The organism is Pseudomonas sp. GW821-FHT09E04, assembly GCF_059416185.1.
Genome location: NZ_JBWKOR010000003.1, coordinates 283,560 through 302,340 on the forward strand (window position 1 = coordinate 283,560; position 18,781 = coordinate 302,340).

At 61.8% G+C, this 18,781-nt stretch carries 20 protein-coding genes; 7 read left to right on the top strand and 13 right to left on the bottom strand.

Features of this window, described 5'->3' with window-relative positions:
* The 4 genes from AC07N4_RS12375 to AC07N4_RS12390 all read right to left on the bottom strand — a co-directional run bounded on the left by AC07N4_RS12375 (position 1) and on the right by AC07N4_RS12390 (position 4,385).
* A complete protein-coding gene (locus AC07N4_RS12375; RefSeq protein WP_493066134.1) occupies positions 1–2,163 on the bottom strand; it encodes a xanthine dehydrogenase family protein molybdopterin-binding subunit in 2,163 nt (720 codons plus the stop codon).
* A 17-nt stretch (positions 2,164–2,180) separates the two neighbouring features.
* The gene (locus tag AC07N4_RS12380; RefSeq protein WP_085708608.1) at positions 2,181–2,636 is read right to left on the bottom strand and encodes a (2Fe-2S)-binding protein; all 456 of its coding nucleotides are present in this window, start codon (positions 2,634–2,636) and stop codon (positions 2,181–2,183) included.
* Positions 2,637–2,772: 136 nt separating this feature from the next.
* A complete protein-coding gene (locus AC07N4_RS12385; protein WP_493066133.1) occupies positions 2,773–3,456 on the bottom strand; it encodes a type 1 glutamine amidotransferase domain-containing protein in 684 nt (227 codons plus the stop codon).
* Positions 3,453–4,385, bottom strand: a complete 933-nt coding sequence (locus AC07N4_RS12390) for an acetoacetate decarboxylase (protein ID WP_493066132.1) — start codon at positions 4,383–4,385, stop codon at positions 3,453–3,455. The genes AC07N4_RS12385 and AC07N4_RS12390 overlap by 4 nt, the downstream gene beginning before the upstream one ends.
* Before the next feature lie 227 nt (positions 4,386–4,612).
* Between AC07N4_RS12390 and AC07N4_RS12395 the strand changes: the two genes are divergently transcribed.
* On the top strand, positions 4,613–5,443 hold the full coding sequence (locus AC07N4_RS12395; protein WP_493066131.1) for an alpha/beta fold hydrolase: 831 nt from the start codon (positions 4,613–4,615) through the stop codon (positions 5,441–5,443).
* 38 nt (positions 5,444–5,481) lie between these two features.
* On the opposite strand, the gene AC07N4_RS12400 is transcribed toward AC07N4_RS12395, so the two are convergent.
* The gene (locus AC07N4_RS12400; protein WP_192560457.1) at positions 5,482–5,874 is read right to left on the bottom strand and encodes a GFA family protein; all 393 of its coding nucleotides are present in this window, start codon (positions 5,872–5,874) and stop codon (positions 5,482–5,484) included.
* Between the two features lie 109 nt (positions 5,875–5,983).
* Here AC07N4_RS12400 and AC07N4_RS12405 point away from each other — a divergent pair, with 109 nt between their 5' ends.
* Positions 5,984–7,132: a GGDEF domain-containing protein gene (locus tag AC07N4_RS12405; protein ID WP_493066130.1), complete on the top strand. Its 1,149-nt coding sequence runs from the start codon at positions 5,984–5,986 to the stop codon at positions 7,130–7,132.
* Between the two features lie 37 nt (positions 7,133–7,169).
* Positions 7,170–7,841, top strand: a complete 672-nt coding sequence (locus AC07N4_RS12410; RefSeq protein WP_493066129.1) for a class I SAM-dependent methyltransferase — start codon at positions 7,170–7,172, stop codon at positions 7,839–7,841.
* 4 nt (positions 7,842–7,845) lie between these two features.
* On the opposite strand, the gene AC07N4_RS12415 is transcribed toward AC07N4_RS12410, so the two are convergent.
* The 3 genes from AC07N4_RS12415 to AC07N4_RS12425 all read right to left on the bottom strand — a co-directional run bounded on the left by AC07N4_RS12415 (position 7,846) and on the right by AC07N4_RS12425 (position 10,763).
* Entirely contained in the window at positions 7,846–9,000 is a 1,155-nt protein-coding gene (locus AC07N4_RS12415; protein WP_493066128.1) for an NnrS family protein, read from the bottom strand.
* Positions 9,001–9,002: 2 nt separating this feature from the next.
* The gene (locus tag AC07N4_RS12420; RefSeq protein ID WP_493066127.1) at positions 9,003–9,251 is read right to left on the bottom strand and encodes a transmembrane sensor/regulator PpyR; all 249 of its coding nucleotides are present in this window, start codon (positions 9,249–9,251) and stop codon (positions 9,003–9,005) included.
* A gap of 165 nt (positions 9,252–9,416) precedes the next feature.
* Entirely contained in the window at positions 9,417–10,763 is a 1,347-nt protein-coding gene (locus AC07N4_RS12425) for an FG-GAP repeat protein (protein ID WP_102621906.1), read from the bottom strand.
* A gap of 148 nt (positions 10,764–10,911) precedes the next feature.
* On the opposite strand from AC07N4_RS12425, the gene AC07N4_RS12430 reads away from it, so the two are divergent.
* Positions 10,912–11,415 carry a VOC family protein gene (locus AC07N4_RS12430; protein WP_493066126.1) on the top strand — a complete coding sequence of 168 codons (504 nt, stop codon included), beginning with the start codon at positions 10,912–10,914 and terminating at the stop codon, positions 11,413–11,415.
* Positions 11,416–11,450: 35 nt separating this feature from the next.
* Positions 11,451–12,284 carry a helix-turn-helix transcriptional regulator gene (locus tag AC07N4_RS12435; RefSeq protein WP_493066125.1) on the top strand — a complete coding sequence of 278 codons (834 nt, stop codon included), beginning with the start codon at positions 11,451–11,453 and terminating at the stop codon, positions 12,282–12,284.
* Positions 12,285–12,324: 40 nt separating this feature from the next.
* On the opposite strand, the gene AC07N4_RS12440 is transcribed toward AC07N4_RS12435, so the two are convergent.
* Together AC07N4_RS12440 and AC07N4_RS12445 are read right to left on the bottom strand one after the other, a co-directional pair.
* A complete protein-coding gene (locus AC07N4_RS12440) occupies positions 12,325–12,696 on the bottom strand; it encodes a DUF6124 family protein (RefSeq protein ID WP_493066124.1) in 372 nt (123 codons plus the stop codon).
* A 355-nt stretch (positions 12,697–13,051) separates the two neighbouring features.
* Positions 13,052–13,639 (bottom strand): LysE family translocator, encoded by a 588-nt coding sequence (locus tag AC07N4_RS12445; protein WP_493066123.1) that lies wholly within the window; start codon positions 13,637–13,639, stop codon positions 13,052–13,054.
* A 142-nt stretch (positions 13,640–13,781) separates the two neighbouring features.
* Here AC07N4_RS12445 and AC07N4_RS12450 point away from each other — a divergent pair, with 142 nt between their 5' ends.
* A complete protein-coding gene (locus tag AC07N4_RS12450) occupies positions 13,782–14,567 on the top strand; it encodes a type 1 glutamine amidotransferase domain-containing protein (protein WP_493066122.1) in 786 nt (261 codons plus the stop codon).
* Here the strand turns inward: AC07N4_RS12450 and AC07N4_RS12455 are convergent.
* Both AC07N4_RS12455 and AC07N4_RS12460 read right to left on the bottom strand, forming a co-directional pair.
* Positions 14,545–16,782, bottom strand: a complete 2,238-nt coding sequence (locus AC07N4_RS12455) for an ATP-binding protein (RefSeq protein ID WP_493066121.1) — start codon at positions 16,780–16,782, stop codon at positions 14,545–14,547. The genes AC07N4_RS12450 and AC07N4_RS12455 overlap by 23 nt on opposite strands.
* Positions 16,779–17,384 (bottom strand): biliverdin-producing heme oxygenase, encoded by a 606-nt coding sequence (locus tag AC07N4_RS12460; RefSeq protein ID WP_493066120.1) that lies wholly within the window; start codon positions 17,382–17,384, stop codon positions 16,779–16,781. The genes AC07N4_RS12455 and AC07N4_RS12460 overlap by 4 nt, the downstream gene beginning before the upstream one ends.
* A 273-nt stretch (positions 17,385–17,657) precedes the next feature.
* Here AC07N4_RS12460 and AC07N4_RS12465 point away from each other — a divergent pair, with 273 nt between their 5' ends.
* The gene (locus AC07N4_RS12465; RefSeq protein ID WP_192560445.1) at positions 17,658–18,278 is read left to right on the top strand and encodes a LysE family translocator; all 621 of its coding nucleotides are present in this window, start codon (positions 17,658–17,660) and stop codon (positions 18,276–18,278) included.
* Here the strand turns inward: AC07N4_RS12465 and AC07N4_RS12470 are convergent.
* The gene (locus tag AC07N4_RS12470) at positions 18,275–18,688 is read right to left on the bottom strand and encodes a VOC family protein (RefSeq protein ID WP_249490248.1); all 414 of its coding nucleotides are present in this window, start codon (positions 18,686–18,688) and stop codon (positions 18,275–18,277) included. The two genes, AC07N4_RS12465 and AC07N4_RS12470, sit on opposite strands and share 4 nt — an antisense overlap.
* Positions 18,689–18,781: the final 93 nt, after the last annotated feature.

Consider the following 18,781-nt stretch of genomic DNA (forward strand, 5'->3'; position numbering starts at 1 on the left):
TCACACCCCCGACAGTTGCAGCGGCAGTTCCCGCAGGCGCTGCCCGGTCAGGGCGAACACCGCGTTGGCCACCGCTGGTGCAGTCGGCGGCACACCGGCCTCGCCGATGCCGCCGGGCTTGTCCGTGCTCGGCACGATGTGCACTTCGACCACCGGCATCTCGTTCAGGCGCAGCACTTGATAGTCGTGATAGTTCGACTGCACGACGTGTCCGTCCTTGAGCGTCAGCTTGCTGTGCAACGCCATGCCCAGGCCGAAGGTGATGCACGATTCCATCTGCGCCGCGATGCTCTGCGGGTTGACCGCAATCCCGCAATCCACCGCACACACCACCCGGTGCACGCGGATCTTCAGGTTGTCCTGGGACACCTCGGCAACTTGCGCGACGTAGCTGCCGAACGACTCGTGCACCGCCACGCCCAGCGCATGGCCGTCGGGCAGCGGCGCTTTCCAGTTGGCCTTTTCCACCGCCAGATTCAACACGCCGAGATGCCGGGCGTGATCCTTGAGCAAGGTTCGCCGGTACTCCACCGGGTCCTTGCCCGCCGCCGCGGCCATTTCATCGATCAGCGATTCCATGACAAACGCCGTGTGGCTATGACCCACGGAGCGCAGCCACAACACGTTGATCCCGGTGGTTGGCGAATGCAGATCGACCTGATGATTGGCGAGGCCTGTAATGTATGGACTGTCAGACACACCCTCGACCGACGTCTGATCGACGCCGTTCTTGACCATGGTTTTTTCCAGCATGGTGCCGGCCATGATCGACTGCCCGACCAGCACATGCTGCCACGCCAGCGGCATGCCATCGGCTCCCAGCCCAATCCTGGCCCGATGCAAAAACGCCGAACGGTAATAACCGCCCCGGATATCGTCCTCCCGCGACCACACGGTTTTCACCGGCATCGCGGCGGCCTTCGCCACCTGCACCGCTTCGGCGACAAAATCCGAAGTCGGATTGGCCCGCCGACCGAAACCACCGCCAAGGAATTCGGTATGAATTTCCACCTGCTCCGGTTTCAGCCCGGTGATCTTGCCGGCGACCATTTGGTCCAGCGTCTGAAACTGGGTGCCGGTCCAGATCTCGCACTTGTCGGCGCTGATCTTCACCGTACAGTTCAGCGGTTCCATCGGCGCATGAGCCAGATAAGGCACGCTGTACTCGACATCGATTTTCTTCGCTGCTTTGCCAAAGCTGCCCTTGGCATCACCGGCCTGGCTGGCGGAAATGCCCGGTGTGGCGGCCAGTTTGCGGAAACTCTCCAGCAGTTTTTCGCTGCTGAGATCCGCGTGCGGCCCCAGATCCCAATCAACCTTCAGCGCATCGCGCCCCAGTTTCGCCGCCCAGTAATGATCCGCGATCACCGCCACGCCGGTCGGCACCTGCACCACTTTGTGCACGCCGGGAACGGCCAGCGCCTGCGCGCCTTCGAAGGATTTGACGCTGGCGCCGAACACCGGAGGCCGGGCAACCATGGCAGTCATCAATCCGTCGAACTGCACGTCCATGCCGAACTTGGCGCGGCCGGTGATTTTCTCCGGGGTGTCGAGGCGTTTGGTGGGTTTACCGATGACTTTCCAGTCCTTGGCTTCCTTGAAGGTAATCGACTTCGGATCCGGCACCGGCAGTTGCCCGGCGGCGTCCGCCAGCTCGCCGTAGGTGGCGCGCTTGTCACCGGCAATCACCACGCCGGACTCGGTGCGGATCGTCGACGGTGCCACGTTGAAACGCTTGGCCGCCGCCTCGATCAGCATCTGCCGCGCCGTAGCGCCTGCGAGTCGGTAACGGTCGAATTCCATCCAGGTCGAGGTCGAACCGCCAGTGATCTGCATCCCGCCAAACGCCGGCATGCCGTAATCGGCAGCCGAGGCCGGCGAGTGCTCGACGCGGATCTTCGACCAGTCGGCGTCCAACTCTTCGGCGATCAGCATGGTCAGGCCGGTCCAGATGCCCTGGCCCATTTCCGAATGGCCGAGCAGCACGGTGACGCTGTTGTCCGGCGCAATCCGCAGGAACGCGTTCGGCGCAAATGCCTTGCCTTCATTTTCCGCCGCTGTGGCAAACCGGTTGCCACCGGGCACCACGAAAGCCACGACGAGACCACCGCCAAGCACGGCACTGCCCTTGAGAAATCCGCGACGGGATACAGGACTGTTCATCACTCACCTCCCCTCGCTCAGCCAATGTCGGCGGCACGTTTGACCGCTGCGCGGATTCTTGGATACGTGCCGCAGCGGCAGATGTTGCCGGAGAGCGCCTGATCGATGTCGCTGTCGGTGGGTTTGGGGATTTTCGCCAGCAACGCGGCGGCGGACATGATCTGCCCGGACTGACAGTAGCCGCATTGCACCACATCCAGCTCGGCCCAGGCCTGTTGCACCGGGTGCGAACCATCAGTCGAAAGACCCTCGATGGTGAGGATCTTCTGCCCATGGGCCACGGCGGTGGCCGGCGTGATGCAGGATCGCAGCGGAGCGCCATCGACATGCACGGTGCAGGCCCCGCACTGGGCCATGCCGCAACCGAACTTGGTGCCTGTCAGGTGCGCGACGTCGCGCAGAACCCAGAGCAACGGCATGTCCGCGGGGACATCGAGCTCCTGATCCTTGCCATTGATGTTCAAGGTCAGCATCGGGGATTTCCTCAGACTCACGGTGTTCTGAAGGGGCGTTGCGACAGCATTCGATGCCGTGCACGCCTCGGCTTATCCCTTTCAGCTAAGCGCATTTTGCCCCGACGACCAGCCGCCGCGACCACCGGTCATGGATCTACAGCATCGCGGCTACTTGTTGCGCCGTGGCTTTGGCCGATTGCGGGTTCTGTCCGGTCACCAGTTTGCCGTCGGTCACCACATTCGAGGTGAATGGCAGAAACGCCTTTTCGTAGCGCGCCCCGCGATCCTTCATCTGTTGCTCCGAGTCGTACGGTACTTTTTTCGCGACACCGGCCAGCACTTCTTCCATCCACGAGTAACCGGTGACCTTGCGCCCCGCCACCAGCAGGCTGCCGTCCGACAACCGCGTATTGAGCAACCCGCAATAACCATGACAGACCGACGAAACGATCCCGCCGCGCTCGAAGATCTCCCGGGTCAGCCGTTGCAGGCCGGGGTCGTCGGGAAAGTCCCACATCACCGCGTGCCCGCCGGTGAAGTAGATTGCATCGAAATCCGCGCTGTCGATCTGCTCCGGGCTGGCGGTGTTCGCCAGCAGCGCCATGCTCGCCGGATCGTTCAGCCAGGCCTTGGCCGAGCGGTCGAGCATCGGCCACTTCAATGCCCGAGGCTCCAGTGGACTCCGCCCGCCCCTGGGGCTGACCAGTCGCTGCTCGAAGCCTTTTTCCGCGAACACCTGCCAGGCATGGGTCAACTCCCCGAGCCATAACCCGGTGGGTTCGGTCGGGTCGGCATAGTGGGCGACATTGGTCACGACGTGCAGGATTCGACGAGTCATTTGGCAGCTTCTCTTGGGGTGACACCGGCCTGACCGAACGCCGTCAGCGGCACGGGCAGGTTGAGCACGATCTGGGCGTCCTTGATCACGTCCAGGCGCAGGATCCGCGTAGCTCCGAGGCCATCGAGCAACTGGCTCAGGGGGCCGCCGTTGCGATCCAGCTGCACATCGCGCGGAAACAGGCGTTGGGCAAAGGATAGTGTGTTGCTCTGCACCACGCTCTGATGCCACAGGCCATCGACCTGATGAATCATGGTGGCGGTGCTCATGCGCGATTGCGGCGTAACGTTTTTCAGGGTCGGCAGCGGCGCTTTCAGGATCAGGTCCGGCAGGCCCTTGGGCCCGTCAATACGGGCGCTGACGCTGGTGCCGATGTTCACGTTGATGTCGGCGCGCCACTTGGGCAATTGATAGCCGTGCACGCCGCGCACCCGGGCGATTTCGGTGTTCACCGGCAGCGCCAGCACATGGGCAGTGAAGCTACGCCGGCGCATGGCGTCCATCAGTTCCAGCGCGTGGGAGCCACGGGCGCCGGGGCGGCGCACGACAATCGCCACGGAGACTTCGTCGTACGGATCGTTGTCGCAAACCGAGTAGGAGAAAAATGTCAGCGCCACCAGCCCATAACCGGGAAATGCCCGCAGCGGTTCAAGCGGCGCAGGCAAGGTAGCGCGCAGACGGTCCAGCGGCGCCAGGAACAGCAACTGCACGCTGCCGGAACGGTAATAGAAGTTCGGCGCCCAGGTCGGGCCGACTCTCGAAGCGACCTGCTGCTTGGGAATGCGCCGGAAGAAGTCGATATTGCCGGCAGCCTTGTCCCGGGCCACTTCGTCGAGATTGGGGTTCATACGAAAACGGTCGTAGTAGCCGCCCTCCAGCACCTCGACCTTGTGCGATCCGAATTCGACTTCTGTAAAGCGCTTGCTCATGTTCGCTGACCTTTCTCGATGAGTGGCCCGGCAGGTGGCCGGTCAGCGCCACTCTAAGGTTCAACCAAACTTTAAGGTCAAGCGCACAACGGCTATGGCCCACCATTCACGCCAGCGATGACCGTTCGGAACTTGCTTGACCTTAAAGTGCACTTCAATCCTAGAGTTCATAGCGCTTGTCTTCACCCCTTCACGTTTCCGTTCCGCATTTTTCAGGAGTAGCGAACATGGGCTATGTCACAACGAAAGACGGCGTCGAAATCTTCTACAAGGACTGGGGCCCGAAAGATGCCCCGGTGATCCACTTCCACCACGGCTGGCCGCTGAGCTCGGACGATTGGGATGCGCAGATGCTGTTCTTCCTCGCTCAGGGCTTCCGGGTGGTGGCCCACGACCGACGCGGTCACGGACGCTCGAGCCAGGTCTGGGACGGCCACGACATGGATCACTACGCCGATGACGTGGCGGCGGTGGTCAATCATCTGGGAACGCAAAAAGCCGTGCATGTCGGCCATTCCACCGGTGGCGGCGAAGTCATCCATTACATCGCCCGGCATGGCGAGGATCGGGTCTCCAAAGCCGCAATCATCAGCGCGGTGCCGCCGCTGATGGTGAAAACCGAAAGTAATCCGGGCGGCCTGCCAAAGTCGGTGTTCGACGATCTTCAGGCCCAATTGGCGGCCAATCGTTCGCAGTTCTATCACGATGTGCCGGCCGGCCCGTTCTATGGCTACAACCGGCCCGGGGCCAAGCCTTCGGAGGCCGTAGTCCTGAACTGGTGGCGCCAAGGGATGATGGGCGGCGCCAAGGCGCACTACGACGGGATCGTTGCTTTCTCGCAGACCGACTTCACCGCCGACCTGAAAAGCATCTCGATCCCGGTGCTGGTGATGCACGGCGATGACGACCAGATCGTGCCCTATGAAAACGCCGGTGTGCTGTCAGCGAAATTGCTGAAGAACAGCACGCTGAAGATTTATCCGGGCTTCCCTCACGGGATGCCGACCACAGAAGCGCCAACGATCAACGCGGATCTGCTGGCCTTTATTCGCGGCTGATTTTATTGGCCGGGGTCAGGTGCGATACCTGCCCCCGGCTACTCTTCGGTTCTCCCCGTTGCCTCGCGATTACCCACATAGTGTCTGGCCAATGGAAACGCCGGCAGCCACGACTCGCGACGCACCGTCCAGAGTTCGTAAGTCGGCTGCAATTGATCGGGCGCATCCAGCGCGCCCAGATTCACCTCGACTTCATCGCCGCTGCGGCCGAACACCGACGACCCGCAGCGCGGGCAGAAATGTCGCCCGGCATAGTCCCGGGTTTCGCCGCTGATCGCCACCGCATCCTCGGGAAAGATTGCCGATGCATGAAACAGCGCCCCATGGTGCTTACGGCAATCGAGGCAGTGACAAATCCCGACACGGTAAGGTCGCCCCGACGCCTCGATCCGCACCTCGCCGCACAGACAACCGCCCGTAAACCGGTCCATGGAACACCTCGCCTGAAAATGGAATAACCGGTGAGTGAAAATAGCAGCCCACTGGGCGAACGCTTACAATCGTGGCCCATTACCACTATCCAGGCAGACCCGTCCGTTCATGGCGCTCGATCCCCTCACGATGCTCACCATTTCCACCGCCTTGGCCGCGGCGGCCGCCCTGTATCTGGCGGTCGAATGGCGCAGCATCCGCGAACCTTCCCTGCTGTTCTGGAGCGCCGGTTTCGCCACCATCACCGTCGGTTCGAGCCTGGCCCTGCTGCGCGCCAATGGTTATCCGCTGATCGGCATCTGGTTCGCCAACGGTTTGCTGGTGGTTGCGCACTGGCTGTTTCTGTTGGGCGTTGCACGGTTTACTCAGCGACAGTTGTCGCGGGCCTGGTACTTGATGTTCCTGCTCTGGCTGTCGTTGCTTCTGTTACCGGAAGATCCGTCGTGGTCGAAGATCATGCTGATGGCCAACTCGCTGCTGATTGCGCTGTTGATGCTGCGGGCCAGTCTGTTGCTGCGCCCTCACGGCAAGTCGCTGAGCATCGGTGCGGTGCAACTGCGCTATGTACTGCTGATCCACGGCGCGTTCTATTTCACCAAGGCGATCATCGCGGTGATTCCGGGCACGCTGATCGATCTGGCGTCGCTGCGCGGCGAGATCATTCAGATTTCTCTGGTCGAAGGCGCGATGGCGATCATGCTGATCGCGCTGTCGATGACTGGCACCGAGCGCTACCGCCGCGAAAAACAGATCGCCGAACTGGCCGCCCGGGATCCGCTGACCGCGCTGTACAACCGCCGCGCCCTCGAAGTCCGCGCGCCGCGCCTGCTCGATCAAGTATCCAGCACTCGCCCCGGCGCCCTGCTACTGATCGACATCGACAACTTCAAACTGATCAACGACCTGTACGGCCATGCCGCTGGTGACCGGCAGCTCATCGCCCTCAGCGAAATGATCCGCGCGGTGCTGCCCAACGGCGCACTGGCGGCCCGGCTGGGCGGTGACGAATTCGTCATGTTGCTGGGCGATACTTCTCACGAACAGATCATGGTGCTGGGCAGTGCGCTGCGTGAGCAGTTTCAGCAGATGACTTCGCAGACTTACGTCACCCCGCAAGCGGTCACCCTGAGCATCGGCGCCAAGGTGTTCGATCAGCCGCCGGCCAGCCTCACGGCACTGATCGAACAGGGCGACAGCGCGCTCTACGAATCCAAGCGTGGCGGTCGCAACCGGATTCGTCTGGCCGACTACACCTGACCTATCCTTGCCTGCACCCGCATCCTCGGAGTTCGCCATGTCCACGCCTGAATCCACCCTCCTCCAGAGCTGGCACCACAACGCCCGGGCCTGGACCGAAGCCGTACGCAGCGGCGCTATCGAGAGCCGTCGGCAGGTCACCGATCAGGCCATTCTGCTGGCAATCATGGGGCGCCAACCCGAGCGCGTGCTCGATCTGGGATGCGGCGAAGGCTGGCTGTTGCGGGCGCTGGCAGAGCGCGGGATCGAAGCGGTCGGCGTGGACGGTGATGCGACGCTGATCGAGGCTGCGCAAGCGGTAGGATCTTCACCGGTACAGGTCGCCAGCTATGAAGATTTGGTAGAAACGAAAGTCGACATCGGCCGCGACTACGACCTGATCTGCGCCAACTTTTCCCTGCTGCATCAGGACATCATCCCGCTGCTCGCCGCCATGAACGCCCTGCTCGTGCCCGGCGGTGCGCTGGTGATCCAGACGCTGCATCCGTGGTCGGTGGCAGCGGGTGATTATCAGGATGGCTGGCGCGAGGAAACCTTCGACGGTTTCAAGGGCCAGTGGCAACCGATGCCGTGGTATTTCCGCACCTTGTCCAGTTGGCTGAATGCGCTGGACATGGCCGGATTTCAGTTGAGCAGTCTGCGCGAGCCACAACATCCGCAAAGCCCTGTGCCACAGTCGTTGTTGATGATAGCCGAGCGCCGCGGATGAAACGCTACAGCCTTGGCTTGAGCAGAATCCCGGTGTAATGCCGTAAGAACAGAATAAAAGCCGCACACCAGAGCACCACAGACAAGCCGAGGCCAAGACTCGAAAACGGCACCAGCAACACCCGACAACCCGCCGCGATCAGCACCAGCGCAAAACCCAGCACCACGGCTTTCGGTGGCTGCAACAACCGGCCAGTGTGACCGAGGCTGACCCGCGCAATCATCGCCAGAATCAAGCCACCGACACCGCCAACGGCCAGCGCATGAGTCACCAGGCTTTGCTGGCCAAGCAGCCCCAGATGCCACGCCGCCATGGCCCAGGTTGCCAATGCCATCCAGCCGTAAGCCAGGTACAACGACCAGAGCAGCGGCACGCGCCAGATCCCGCGATCATGCCAGCGGATCAGCCGCAGTATTTGCAAACTGCCGGTGAGCGCAAACAGTGCTGCCAGCCACGGCCGGGGCACATCGTTAAGACCCGCCGCAAACGTGATCGCCGTCAGCAGACTGCCAATCAACAGCAACCGCGTGGGCAACGGATGGGCGGCCGGCGCCGGCGGACGGTTCAGGCCTCGCTGGATGAAGAACGGAATCACCCGTCCGCCGATCACAGTCATCAGCGCCGCAATCAGCCACAACGCGCCCAGCACGCCTTGGCGCTGCAAACCGGTGTCATCGTTGAACAGGCCAATCAAGGTCAGTGCCTGACAACCCGCCATCAGCGCGAGCACCAGCACAATCGGGTAGTTGTCGCGTTTGCGCGCGGCGATCAGATCCCGCGCCAGCATCACCGCCAGCAGCGGCAGAAAACCCCATTGCAGCGCAAGGATCAGCCCTGTCGGCAACGGCAGCCACCAGGCCACGCGCCCGAGCAGCCAGACCGACACCAAAGCGATCAACGCCCCGCCGCGCACGCCGGGAATCCCGGTCCAGTTGGGCACCGCCGTCAGCAGAAACCCGGCAACGATTGCCGCCGCGAAACCGAACGGCATCTCATGCCGATGCCAGGCGAGCATGCCGCCCGCCGGTTGCAGATCGAACCAGTGGCCGTAAAGCCACAGACCCCAGATCAGCACCGCCAGAGCGGCGAATCCGGCCCCGGCCAGAAACAGCGGCCGAAAGCCCAGGCTGAACACTGGCGCCGCCGCGAGTCTGCGCATGTTCAAGCCACCACGGCGGCGTGAGTCCGCCCCAGCCGATATTGAGACAGGAGCCGCATCACGTAGCCGATTTTCAGCAGCGTCGGGCCGACGATGGTCATGGCGTGCATCGCTACCAGCAACGCAATCGGCATAGGGCCCTGATACAGATAAGCGCCGTAGATTCCGGCCAGCAACATGACCAGACCGGCAACGAGCACTTTGCTCGACAGCTGCAGAACGTTCAGCGGATTCTCGAAGACAGTGAACATCTTTCGTACTCCTGAGCGGATCAGTTTGTACGATTGATGTATCAACTCTTGTGCCAGCTTTTTTATCGTTATAAATCAGCTAGATAATCCATAAGAAGTCAATATGACTCGACCATAAAAGAGTCATATTGACTTCCATGCTTGTCATAAAGACAACAATCGCCTTCAGGGTTGCTTTGCGTAAGCCCCTCTGAAATCAGAGAACTCACCGGCACCCTCCACTTGCACCGCTCCGTCGAGCAGTCGCAAACGATAGAGCGGCTCGGCGATCTGATCCTGACCAATCACCAGATTGCCCGCCTGCAACGGCCACTGCCGGTTCTCCTGACGGGGTGGTTTGCCCGGTTGCGTCACGGCCATCTGGATCAACGCCTGCTCACCCGCGCCCTTCTCGGTGGCCGGCACGATTTTGATCGTCAGCCACGCCGATCGCTCATCCGACGCCATCATCACGTAACGTCCTTCACGCTGTTCGCCCGTGGGCGTCTGAAACTTTTGCGGTGCAACCCGGAACGCCGTCGGTCGCGCTTCGAAGATCAGAGACTTGTCGCCGTCGTGCCATGTTCCGCCCTGAAAGCCGTGCTCATCAGGCTCACCTGCCACGTACCAGTCGCCGGTGACACGGCCCTGGGCATCCAGCTCATGCAGCAACACGGCTCCGTCATCGTAGGTCTCGCCCACCAGCCGGATCGGTTGGCCATTGCCCGTTTTCGTGTAACGAACCTCGCCAATGTAGACGCCACCCAGCATCTGCCACCACAGCTCGAATGCGATCTTGCCGTCAAGCTTGCCCCGCAGCATCACGGGTGCTTCACCTACTGGCCCTTCAAGGCGACGCTGCTCCAGCCATTTGCCGTCCTTCAATTCCCGCTGCGTGACGTCGGTGTAACCCGCCGGCATCAGCGGGCTGCCTTCGGACGGCCGCTGTGCCACCTCGATGGTTTCGGTCACCTTGACCGGCGAATTGTTCTGCACCTGCCAGGTACGGCTCTGGCGCCAGCAGCAACCGCTTTTCGCGTGAGTGACCAGCCGGCGAGCGGCGGAATCGACTTCGAACAATCCCAGATACGGTTCGCGAGTCAGCGCCGACAATGCCTTGTTCGGCACCAGCACCGGGCTCGACGGATCAAACAGATAGACGTCGTAGGACGCCGCGCCGTAGCCACCGTCGTTACCGTTGCGGATCGCCAGATCCTGGTGTCCATCGAAATTGAAGTCGCCAAACACCACCAGACGTTGCTCGTCGCATCGCAAGGCCTTGGCTGAATCGTTGAGCGGAACCAGGTCGACGGCATCGGCCGTGTCGATTCGTTGCAACACTTCGCCATTGGACTTGTCGCGCAGGATGACTTGCGCCGCCACTGGCTCGAAGTTCTGCGTCGGTGGATGCTCGATGGTCACATCGACGCTGTACCTGTTTGCCGGATCCGAGAGCTGACAGCTCAACGGTTCGGCACTGGCCGACGCGGCGGCAAACAGGCAGAAAAAAACCCATGTACGAGAGGCAACCATGATGCAGAGCGTCCTTGCGGCAAAATCGGGGCGGCAAGTCTAACGACAAACGTTTTTGGGCGCACTTGTCGATCTATGGCGCCTACGACCCGCTTCGGACTGACTACGCTATTAATCCAGCGTGTCTAACCTGCCGAGGATGACTGCCATGCAACGCTTTCAAAAGCTGACCCCGTGCCTGTGGTTCGACGATCAGGCCGAGGCGGCGGCCAAGTTCTACTGCTCGATCTTCGATCACTCGAAAATCACCGCCCTCACCCACTACAGCAAGGTCGGCCAGGAATTCCACGGCCGCCCGGAAGGCTCGGTGATGACCGTCAGTTTCGAACTCGACGGCCACAGCTTCACCGGGCTCAATGGCGGGCCGGTGTTCAAATTCAATGAGGCGATCTCGTTTCAAGTCAATTGTCAGAACCAGGAAGAGGTCGACCACTTCTGGGGCAACCTGTCCGCCGGCGGCCCAGTGGAAGCCCAACAGTGCGGCTGGCTCAAGGACAAGTTCGGCGTGTCCTGGCAGATCGTGCCGGTGGCCTTCATGCACATGATGACCGACGCCGACCAGACCAAAGCCCAACGGGCGATGCAGGCCATGTTCGGCATGAAAAAACTCGACATCGCCGAACTGGAACGAGCCTTCGCCGGCCAGAGCTAATACACTCGGGCACTGGCCTGCCGAGAACGACAACGATGAAACACGCTGCCGCCAAGAACCCCGAACAAGCCCCGCGCTTCTGGCGCGACGATGCCCTGCCCTTCATCGAAGCGCGGGCCATCGCCGACGGGCGTGAGGTCTGCTACTCACGGCACTCCCACGCGCATTTTTCCATCGGCGCGATCACCGCCGGGCGCAGCACTTACGTGCATGAGCAATCATCGTTCGAAGTGGCGGCCGGCACCGTGGTGCTGATGAACCCGAGGGACGTGCACGCGTGCAACCCGATCGACGATCAGCCGTGGTCGTATTTGATGTTGTATGTGGAAACGCCGTGGCTGACAGATCTGCAGCATCAGTTGGGGTTCAGTGCGGAACTGGAGTTTCGGCGGTTTTCCGATACCCACTTGAATGATGTCCGCCTGTTTCGCGACTTGAATGCGTTGTACGCGGTATTGGTCGACGATCAGCAAGACGTGCTGCGCAAACAGAGCGCAGCGGTGGAGTTTTTCAGCGAGCTGCAACTGCGCCTGAACCCCATCGAACAGCCACTGCGCGAACCAAACTTCAAACTCGAACGCGCCGCCGACTTCATCCGCCGGCACTGCACCGACCTGCTCAGCCTCGACGACATCTGCGTCGCTGCCGAGCTGTCACCGTCGTACCTGATTCGCGCCTTCAAACTGCACTTCGGCATGACACCCCATGCGTTTTTGGTTAACCAGCGCATCCAGTTCGCTCGCGAGTGTTTGCGACGCGGGCAATTGATTGCGGATGTGGCGCTGGAAGCGGGATTTGCCGATCAGGCGCATTTTCAGCGGGCGTTCAAGCAGCATCTGGCGGCGACGCCGGGACAGTATCGGGGATAACAACAAAACGGCCCGCAATGGGCCGTTTCGGTTTCAGCACTCAGACACGGGGCTCAGCCGCCACGTCCAGATTATCCAGCACCCGATTCACCGCCAGTTCCCCCAGCATGATCAACTGCGCAATCCCCAACAGCACATGCCGCTGCGGCGTGTCGAGCATCCCGGCGAAATCGCTGGCCATGGTTTTGGCCGAGGTCAGGGTTTCGCAGGCGTCGGCCAGCAGTTCTTCGTTCGCGATGCCGGGGGCGATGAGGTAGCGGGTGTTGGGTTTGAGCAGCGGCTTTCTGGGGTGGAACGGATTGAGGTAGTGATCGAGGGCGCGTTCGGCGGCTTCGTGGAATTTCTTTGAATCGAGGGTTTCGTAGGGCGAGGTCGGGTCGGTTTCAGGCGGGTTTGGCGTTGGTTTGATCATGGTGAACTCCCTGATTGATGGAGCTGCCACGGTTCGCTGCGAAACGAAAGGAGGTGGCAGCTGTACGCGGGTTCGCAGACCGGGAATCAAGGAACCCGGCATACCCGAAGGTATCCCGCGCACAACCGCCATTACGCGATCAGCCAAAAAAGCTGAACGGAAACGACGCGCTGGGCGCCTTGATTGATCCGGGCTGCGAAACCCGATCGCTGATTCGTCAGCGACCGACACACGATAGAACCCGGCCCCAAGGCCCACAAGCCGGCGGATTCTGGCGGATGCGTAGGCAAAGGCGCAAGGCGTTGTGGCTTGCCGGAAGCATCCTTAAACACCTTTAAACCCAACGCCCGCCCGCTCACGGCAGCAACAAATACCCCGCACTAATCGCCAATAACGCCGCCATCACCCGGTTGAACAACCGCATCCCCGCCGGGTTGCCGAGATGACCGCGCAGAAACGTCCCGGCATACACCCAACACCCCACCGACAGATAACAGATCACCAGATACACCGCCGCAAACTGCCACACCAGCCGCGCCTCGCCATCGGCGACAAACGCGCCCATCCCCGCCACGCAGGCCAGCCACGCCTTGGGATTGAGCCATTGCATCACAGCGCCGTAGAGCATCGACGGCGCCCTGCCCGATTCTCCCGTATTCAACTGACCGTTATCGGTGGCCAGTTTCCAGGCCATGAACAACAGAAACGCCACCCCGGCCAGTTGCACCACGCGGGTCAGCGACGGCCACAGCGTAAGCACTTCATGCAATCCCAGTCCCATCAACACCAGCAACAACACAAACCCCAGCGTCGCCCCCGCCACATGCCGTTGGCTGGCACGAAAACCGAACTGCGCACCCGAACTCAACGCCACGATATTCACCGGCCCCGGGGTAATGGACGCGGCCAGGGCAAACGCCGCCATCGACACAATCAGACTCATCGCACACCTGCTTCAAATCGAGGAACAAGGCGCTCACAGTAGCCAGCACACACCAGGCGGTATTGAAGGAAATCACCCCCGCACGCGCAGACCCACTACGCTCTGACTATGCGACCACTCTCGACCAGGAAGTCCGCCCTCGATGATTCTGATTCTGCTGCCCGCCGCCGATTACGACCCCACCGAAAGCAGCGTGCCCTGGCAGGCATTGCGCAACGCGGGCATCGAGGTGCGTTTTGCCACGCCGCAAGGCTTGCCCGCCCACGCCGACCCGCGGCTGGTGGACATCGGGTTCGGTCTGTTGAGTTCGATGCTGATGACGCGCAAGGCCGACCTCGACAGTTACACGCAGATGATCGAATCCGAAGCGTTTCGCCAGCCGCTGGCGTATGCCGATGTCGACACGAAGCAGTTTGACGGTTTGCTGATTCCCGGCGGCCATGCCAAGGGGATGCGCACGCTGCTGGAGTCCACACAGGCCCAGCAGATCGCCCTGCAATTTTTCAAGGCCGAAAAACCCGTGGCGGCGGTGTGTCATGGCGTGCTGTTGCTGGCGCGCACGCTCGACCCCGAGACCGGGCGTTCGGTGTTGTTCGGGCGCAAGGTCACCGCATTGCTCGCGGCAACCATGGAGCTGCCGGCGTGGCTGATGACCTCGTTCTGGCTGGGGCGCTACTACCGCACCTACAAACAGACGGTCGAGGCAGAAGTGAAAACCGCACTGGCCAGCAAGGCCGATTTCATACGCGGCCCACTCATCGCCAAGCGAGACTGCGCGCAGTCACCCCACGCGGGATTTGTGGTGCGTGACGGCCAATTGCTGACAGCGCGCTGGCCCGGCGATTGCCATCGATTCGCCGCAGAATGGGTGGCCCTGTTGCAGGCCACCCGACGCGAGCCGGTACTCAGTCCAGACGTGGCACGGTGAAGCGAAATTCGCTGCCCTGTCCCGGCTCGCTCTCGGCAACAATCCGCCCGCCATGGGCCTCGACGATGCCCTGCGTGATGTACAGGCCCAGCCCGGTGCCGTTCGGATTGCCTTCCTTCACCGTCCAGTAGCGGTCGAACACGTGCGGCAAGTGATCCTTGGGGATGCCTTCGCCGCTGTCGCGTACCGTGAAGACAATATCGTCACCGACTGACTTGGCATGCACATCGACCGTGCCCAGACGCGGCGTGAATTTGATCGCATTGCCGACCAGATTCGACAGCACCTGAAACAGTCGCTCAGGATCGGCATGGATGCTCAGATCGGGATCGGCCTCGAACGAGATGCTGATGTCCTTGTCCAGCGCCAGTGGCGCGAGCAGTGATTGGGCTTCTTCGAACATCTGCGCGACGTCGAGTTTCTGCGGCGCGATGGTGTAGCGCCCGGCGTCGATTTTCGAGGTATCGAGCAAGTCTTCCAGCAACGTGTTCATGCGCCCGGCGGCTTGTTGCATGGTGTCGATGGCGGTCGATATGCGTCGCGAAGTGTGCGGCCCGTCTGAGCTGAAAGCCTTCTGCATCATGCCGCACAGCATCGAGATCACGGTCATCGGGTTGCGCAGATCGTGGGAAACCACAGCGACAAGCTCATCACGGGCGCGCACCGCTTCCTGCTCGCGGCGCACCTGACGGGCCAGATCATTTTCCAGCGCCGAGCGACGCAGGTCGTTGGCAGCGAACAGATCGCCGTGGCTCCACTTGGTGGAAATTCCGGCCATCTCGACCTTCCAGATTTCGAACGAAGTACGCGGTCGCAGACGCAGGCCCGCGTCGGAGTTTTCCAGGTCCAGCGGCTTGCGCGGGTCACCGCTCCAGTTGATGTTCTCTTTGACTTCCGGGCGGAACCACAGCACGCCGTTGTCCACCGGTTTGGGCAGGCTCATGGCGAGCACACCGCTGGCGACCTGCTGATAGTGCGCGGCCGGCGGATAGACGCTGGCCAGGTGATGACTGGCAAACACCGGCTCGCCGCGCTCCTGCAGCCACTTGTGCAGCGCACGAATCGCTTCCGGCTCCGGGCAGTTGCCGTAACGGTGCAATTGCTTGTCTTCGATGATCGCGATGCCACCGGCATTGGCCAGCGCCATCAGGACCTGCGGCTGGTTGGCCAGGCCATCGAAGACGTTCTGTGGCGAATCGATCATCGCCTGATTGAGCAACGCCAGCGCCTCGACCTTTTCTTCGCGTTGACGGCTGACTTCCAGCGCTTCCATCGCACTGATCTGCAACGACAGCACCTGGCCGATGGTCTGGCACGCCGTGCGCAATTCATGGGGTACGTGCAGCGGCTGACGGTTGCCGCAACTGATCAGGCCCCAGAGCTTGTCGCCCTTGAGCAGGGAAATGCTCATCGAGGACAGCACGCCCATGTTCTTCATGTACTGGCAGTGGATCGGCGACACGCTGCGCAATGTGGCGAAGCTCAGGTCCAGCGGGGTCTGGGTGTCGGGGCGCAACTTGGGCACCAGCGGCACAGGTTGATAGTCGGCATTGGGGATGATCCGCAGCCAGTTGGTGCGGTACAGCTCGCGGGCCTGTTCGGGGATGTCGGAGGCCGGGAAGAACAGACCGTTGAAGACTTCCATCGACGGATCGGACGCTTCGGCGATGACCTGACCGTGGCCCTCCTCTTCGAAGCGATAGATCAGCACCCGGTCGTAACCGGTCATGGCCTGGATTTCCTTGACGCTGATGTCGTACAGCGCCTGCAGGCTCTGGGCCTTTTGCAGGCGCGCGAGCATCCGCCCCAAGTGGGTTTCGGTGCCGGCGACGTTGCGCGGCTGGAAGTTCTCGACGTGGATTTCCAGCTCCAGAATCAGCACATTCTGATGCCGGTGCAGCAAGCCTTCGAACGCCGTGCCATTAAGGCGAAAGTGCAGCGGCGACGCGTCGGACAGGGTCGGCTGCTGCAAGGCTTCGCGAACCTGCGCGGCATGGGCATCGCCGATCAGGCTTTGCAGTGGCTGGCCAATCAGTTCTTGTGCCGGGCGCGCCAGCAAAGTCTCGACGTTGGCGCTGATCTGAATGATCGAAAGGTCCGGCTCGCTCAGGGTCAGCAGCAACCCGTGAGGCTGGATCGCGCCGGGAAAGCGGATCGGCTCGTCGGCGCAATTGGCCAGCAACTCTTCAAAGGCTTCTTTGTCTTGCGGGGTCATACCAGAACCTCCTGGCTTTCGAGCCAGCGCTCGAAACAGCTAAATGTGGTGTGGGCGGCCGTCACAACGGCTTCACGCTCGACGGCGTCCATCGAGCGACTGCCCAGGTATTCGATGAAGTCGCGCCAGCGCCGACCGGTGGCAGCGCCGTAGATGTCCAGAAACGCTGCGCCGTTGTCCGCGCCCAGGCCCAGTCGCGCGGCGATCTCCCGACGCAGGATCTGCCCGCCGAGGGTCGCGCCTTCCAGCACGTACAGCACGCCCAGGCACGCGGCGGCGGAATCGATGGCGGGCAACTGGCGGCAGAGCGAAAACTCTCCGCCGTTCGCGCCCAACGCTTGCAGATCGCGTTGCAGGGTCGGCGTCTTGAGGCGCGAAACCAGATCGAAATCGGCAGGGATCTCGCCGCTGTCCTGCAATGCACTTTCCAGTGGCTGATAGAAGCCGTAGTAGGCGCGCATCAGTCGCTCGAAGGCTTGCAGATCAAGGGTGTCGGTGAAGAAAGGAAGGCGTTTTTCCAGAGCAATGTGCAGTTCGGCCGTGCCGGCGCGCAGATCCTGCAACACCGGTGGTACATGAACCTCGCGGGCCTTTGCTTGCATGTAGGTCGCTCGTACAGTGGGCCGCCTGGGGCCATGGGGGAATGGAATAGCGTGGCGCGAAAGCTTACACGGCCAAGGCGTTTTCTGACCGGTTGATGGGTTTTTCTGCCGATTCCATCACCCTGTGACGAATTCAGAGTTGGCGGGGCGGCAGAAAGTTCGAACGGATTCGCGCCCGGCAATCGCTGTACCGCGACTCCGCAGCCTGACTGTACGGTTCCGGCCCGCCGCCAGCATGATAAAAATAGCCATCCCGCCACCGGAGCCCACGCCATGGATCTCGCCACCCTATCCCTGTTTCTGCCCGCCTGTTTCGCCTTGAACATGGCACCCGGCCCGAACAACCTGCTGTCGGTCAGCAACGCCACCCGTTACGGCTATCGTCGCGCCTGTGTGGCGGGTGTCGGTCGGTTGCTGGCGTTTGCCGGGATGATCGCCCTCGCGGCGGCGGGGCTGGCGGTGGTGCTGCAAACGTCTGAGTTGCTGTTCTATGGGATCAAGATTGTCGGCGCGGGGTATCTGTTGTATCTGGCGTGGCAGCTGTGGCGAGCGAATCCGGCTGCAGAAGACGCCGTTACTGCGCCGGCAAGTGGGCTTCTGGCCCTGGCACGTCAGGAATTCCTGGTGGCCGCAGGCAATCCCAAGGCAATCCTCATCTTCACCGCGTTCCTGCCGCAATTCGTCGACCCGAATCGCGCCATCACTCCGCAGTTCATGCTGCTGGGCGTGCTGTTCCTGCTGCTGGAATGGATCGCCATCAGCGCCTACGCCTACATGGGTCTGCACATGCGCCGCTGGTTCGCCGAGCCGCGCGGCAAACGAATCTTCAACCGTTGCTGCGCGGGGCTGTTGTCGGCGGCGGCTTCGGTGTTGCTGATGGCCAAACGGGCCTAAGCTTCGGACGGGCCTTTGAGCTCGACCTGATTGCCGTCCGGATCGAAGCAGTACAGCGACAGGCCGTAGCCCTCGGCGCCGAAACGGGTGGCGGCCTTGTCGACGGTCAGGCCGCAGGATTGCAGGTGGCTGACCAGCGCCGCTTCATCGAACGGCTCGATGCGCAGGCAGAAATGATCGACATTGCGCCGTTCGCTGCCGGCAGCGGCGCCGCCCTTGCGGCCGATTTCCCCGTCGAGGTCGACCAGATCGATCATCGACGTGCCGGCGCGCAGGTGTACCAGACCGAATTTTTCGTTGCGCTTGACCACTTCGGCACCGAAGACCCGGTCGTAGAAATCAATGCTGCGTTGCAGATCCGCAACGCGCAGCACGATGTGATCGATGTGTTGAATCGTGAACGGTGGCATACAGGCAATTCCCGAGTTGTAGCGACCCGATCACTGTAGTGCAGCGGCCCGAAAATTCATTGTCGATTTTTCGGTGGAGCCATCGAATAACTG

Excerpts from the sequence above, each read along its gene's own strand:
- AC07N4_RS12450 (WP_493066122.1), top strand. The coding sequence starts at position 13,782 with ATGATTCTGATTCTGCTGCCCGCCGCCGATTACGACCCCACCGAAAGC.
- AC07N4_RS12435 (WP_493066125.1), top strand. The coding sequence starts at position 11,451 with ATGAAACACGCTGCCGCCAAGAACCCCGAACAAGCCCCGCGCTTCTGG.
- AC07N4_RS12385 (WP_493066133.1), bottom strand. The coding sequence starts at position 3,456 with ATGACTCGTCGAATCCTGCACGTCGTGACCAATGTCGCCCACTATGCC.
- AC07N4_RS12395 (WP_493066131.1), top strand. The coding sequence starts at position 4,613 with ATGGGCTATGTCACAACGAAAGACGGCGTCGAAATCTTCTACAAGGAC.
- AC07N4_RS12440 (WP_493066124.1), bottom strand. The coding sequence starts at position 12,696 with ATGATCAAACCAACGCCAAACCCGCCTGAAACCGACCCGACCTCGCCC.
- AC07N4_RS12390 (WP_493066132.1), bottom strand. The coding sequence starts at position 4,385 with ATGAGCAAGCGCTTTACAGAAGTCGAATTCGGATCGCACAAGGTCGAG.
- AC07N4_RS12410 (WP_493066129.1), top strand. The coding sequence starts at position 7,170 with ATGTCCACGCCTGAATCCACCCTCCTCCAGAGCTGGCACCACAACGCC.
- AC07N4_RS12425 (WP_102621906.1), bottom strand. The coding sequence starts at position 10,763 with ATGGTTGCCTCTCGTACATGGGTTTTTTTCTGCCTGTTTGCCGCCGCG.
- AC07N4_RS12445 (WP_493066123.1), bottom strand. The coding sequence starts at position 13,639 with ATGAGTCTGATTGTGTCGATGGCGGCGTTTGCCCTGGCCGCGTCCATT.
- AC07N4_RS12460 (WP_493066120.1), bottom strand. The coding sequence starts at position 17,384 with ATGCAAGCAAAGGCCCGCGAGGTTCATGTACCACCGGTGTTGCAGGAT.
- AC07N4_RS12455 (WP_493066121.1), bottom strand. The coding sequence starts at position 16,782 with ATGACCCCGCAAGACAAAGAAGCCTTTGAAGAGTTGCTGGCCAATTGC.
- AC07N4_RS12470 (WP_249490248.1), bottom strand. The coding sequence starts at position 18,688 with ATGCCACCGTTCACGATTCAACACATCGATCACATCGTGCTGCGCGTT.
- AC07N4_RS12380 (WP_085708608.1), bottom strand. The coding sequence starts at position 2,636 with ATGCTGACCTTGAACATCAATGGCAAGGATCAGGAGCTCGATGTCCCC.
- AC07N4_RS12415 (WP_493066128.1), bottom strand. The coding sequence starts at position 9,000 with ATGCGCAGACTCGCGGCGGCGCCAGTGTTCAGCCTGGGCTTTCGGCCG.
- AC07N4_RS12465 (WP_192560445.1), top strand. The coding sequence starts at position 17,658 with ATGGATCTCGCCACCCTATCCCTGTTTCTGCCCGCCTGTTTCGCCTTG.
- AC07N4_RS12405 (WP_493066130.1), top strand. The coding sequence starts at position 5,984 with ATGGCGCTCGATCCCCTCACGATGCTCACCATTTCCACCGCCTTGGCC.
- AC07N4_RS12430 (WP_493066126.1), top strand. The coding sequence starts at position 10,912 with ATGCAACGCTTTCAAAAGCTGACCCCGTGCCTGTGGTTCGACGATCAG.
- AC07N4_RS12420 (WP_493066127.1), bottom strand. The coding sequence starts at position 9,251 with ATGTTCACTGTCTTCGAGAATCCGCTGAACGTTCTGCAGCTGTCGAGC.
- AC07N4_RS12400 (WP_192560457.1), bottom strand. The coding sequence starts at position 5,874 with ATGGACCGGTTTACGGGCGGTTGTCTGTGCGGCGAGGTGCGGATCGAG.
- AC07N4_RS12375 (WP_493066134.1), bottom strand. The coding sequence starts at position 2,163 with ATGAACAGTCCTGTATCCCGTCGCGGATTTCTCAAGGGCAGTGCCGTG.